The organism is uncultured Oscillibacter sp., from assembly GCF_947654275.1.
Lineage (GTDB): Bacteria > Bacillota > Clostridia > Oscillospirales > Oscillospiraceae > Oscillibacter.
The window spans coordinates 1-2501 of record NZ_CANTJS010000111.1 but is presented as its reverse complement, the minus strand read 5'-3'; the positions used below and the strand labels follow the sequence as shown (position 1 = coordinate 2501).

Annotated in this window: 3 protein-coding genes; all 3 read left to right on the top strand. The window is 63.9% G+C overall.

What is annotated here, in order from left to right; translation table 11 throughout:
* The first annotated feature begins 195 nt into the window (after positions 1 to 195).
* Positions 196 to 528: a YabP/YqfC family sporulation protein gene (locus Q0063_RS14645; RefSeq protein WP_297872688.1), complete on the top strand. Its 333-nt coding sequence runs from the start codon at positions 196 to 198 to the stop codon at positions 526 to 528.
* Entirely contained in the window at positions 525 to 1736 is a 1212-nt protein-coding gene (locus Q0063_RS14640; RefSeq protein ID WP_297872687.1) for a sporulation protein YqfD, read from the top strand. Before Q0063_RS14645 ends, Q0063_RS14640 begins: the two co-directional genes overlap by 4 nt.
* 26 nt (positions 1737 to 1762) lie before the next feature.
* On the top strand, positions 1763 to 2501 hold a 739-nt coding region (locus tag Q0063_RS14635), incomplete at its 3' end, for a PhoH family protein (RefSeq protein ID WP_297872686.1).

The window sequence follows — 2501 nt, the reverse complement described above, 5'->3', positions numbered from 1 at the left end:
GAACGGCAGGCGAAGAACGGCAGGCGAAGAACGGCAGGCGAAGAACGGCAGGCGAGGGAACGGCAGGCGAAGAACGGCAGGCGAAGAACGGCAGTCGAAGAACGGCAGGCGAAGAACGGCGGAAAAAAGACAGGCAAGAAGAGGCCCGCCGCCGCATAGGCTTTGAGGACAGACCAAGGCTTTGAGGTGAACGGGATGGAGCGAGATCGAAAAAGCGAACGGAGAAGCGAACGAAAAGGTGATCGGAAAAACGGCGGATTTCTGGGAGAAGTGGCGGAGCTCTTCGACCTGCCGGCGGATATTGTGGCGGGCCTGCCCCGGATGGAGATGATCGGAGGCCGTCAGCTGTACCTGGAGCGCCACACCGGCCTGCTGAGCTACAGCGAGACCCGAATCGACGCCAACACCGCCGTGGGCGTCCTGCGTGTTAAGGGAAGCCGCCTGACACTTATGGCCATGACGGCGGAGGAGATGCGCATTGGCGGCCGCATTGACGCGGTGGAATGGGTGGGGGCGGAGGAAGGATGAAAGGGATTGTCAACCGTCTTCAGGGGCAGGTCCGGGTCCGGGTGGAGTGCGCCTTTCCGGAACGGGTGCTGAACCTCTGCGGAGCCAGGGACCTGGCCTTTTGGGACCTTCAGTGGGAGTCCCCCAGCTCCTTCACCTGCCGCCTTTCCCGGGGGGACTGGCAGCGGCTCCGCCGGGCGGCGAAAAATCTGGACTGCACCCTGACGGCCCTGGGCCGGGAGGGGGTGCCCTATTTCCTGCTGCGCTTCCGCCACCGGCAGACTCTGGCGGTGGGGCTGGTGCTCTGCGCCATGGGGCTGTTTCTGGGGTCCTTCTTCATCTGGGAGTTCCAGGTGGAGGGGAACGAGACGGTGCCCACGGAAAAAATCCTCCGGGCGCTGGAGAAAAACGACGTCCATATCGGTTCCTTCGGCCTGTCCCTGGACAACGAGGGCATCCGGAACCACGTGCTGCTGGATGTGCCGGAGCTGAGCTGGATTGCCGTCAACGTCTCCGGCTGCCGGGCCACAGTCCAGGTCCGGGAGCGGATCCCCGCCCCGGTGCTCATTGACAAGCGGGTCCCCTCCAACCTGGTGGCCCGGCGGGCGGGGCTGGTGCTGGAGGTTCAGACCATGGGCGGCGTGGCCGCCGTGCTGCCCGGCTCCGCCGTGACGGAAGGGCAGCTGCTGATTTCCGGCGTGGAGGACACGGACACCGTAGGGGCCCGGGTGCTGGGGGGCATGGGAGAGGTGACGGCCCGGACCTGGTACACGCTGCGGACCGTCATGCCCCTGACGGCGGCGGAAAAGCGGTACACCGGGGAGGAGACCACCGGATTTTCCCTGATTTTTGGGACCCGGCGGATAAAATTCTTTTCAAACAGTAGCATTGACCGGGGGAATTGTGATAAAATGATGGAACGGATACCCTGGACTCTGTTCGGCATCCCTTTGCCCGTCACGCTGGAGCGGGAGACCTGGCGCTTTTATGAGACCGTCCCCGTCTCCCGCTCCGCCGCCCAGGCGGAGAAAACCGCCGAGGCGGTTTTGACGGAGCAGCTCCGCAGCATGGTGGACCCCTATGGGACGGTGATCTCCACCCTGTGCGCCTCCCGGCAGCGGGGGGACGCGCTGGAGGTGACCCTGTCGGCGGAGTGCCGGGAGCGGATTGGCGAGAGCGTGCCGATTTATACGGAGGAGACGGGACAAACAGAAGAAGCGGGCCCCTGAGCCCGCACGGAACTGGAGTGAAACAGTTGGAACAAAGGATAAGCATTGAGCGGCTGGAGCAGGCCATCAACATTTTCGGCTCCTTCGACGAGAATATCCGGCTTTTGGAGCAGGAATTCTCCGTCGTCGTGGTGAACCGGGACAGTGAGCTGCGGGTGGAGGGCGAGGCGGAGAACGTGAGCCTGGCCTGCAAGGCCATTCAGGCTCTGCTGACCCTCTCCAGCCGGGGAGAGGCCATTGGGGAGCAGAACGTCCGGTATGTGGCCGGCATGGTCCGGGCGGGGAAGGAGGAGAAAATTGCCGAGCTGACCGGCGACGTCCTCTGCATCTCCGCCAAGGGCCGGCCCATCAAGCCCAAGACCATTGGACAGAAGGACTATATCGCGTCGGTTCTGAAAAATACTGTTACCATCGGCGTGGGCCCCGCCGGCACAGGCAAGACCTATCTGGCGGTGGCCGCCGCCGTCATGGCCTTCCGGGACAAGCAGGTGAACCGCATCATCCTCACCCGTCCCGCCGTGGAGGCCGGGGAGCGGCTGGGCTTTCTGCCCGGCGACCTTCAGAGCAAGGTGGACCCCTACCTCCGGCCTCTGTACGACGCCCTGTTTGACATGCTGGGGGCGGAGACCTATCAGAAATACCTGGAGCGGGGGAACATCGAGGTGGCCCCCCTGGCCTATATGCGGGGCCGGACCCTGGATGACAGCTTCATCATTCTGGACGAGGCCCAGAACACCAGCCGGGAGCAGATGAAAATGTTCCTCA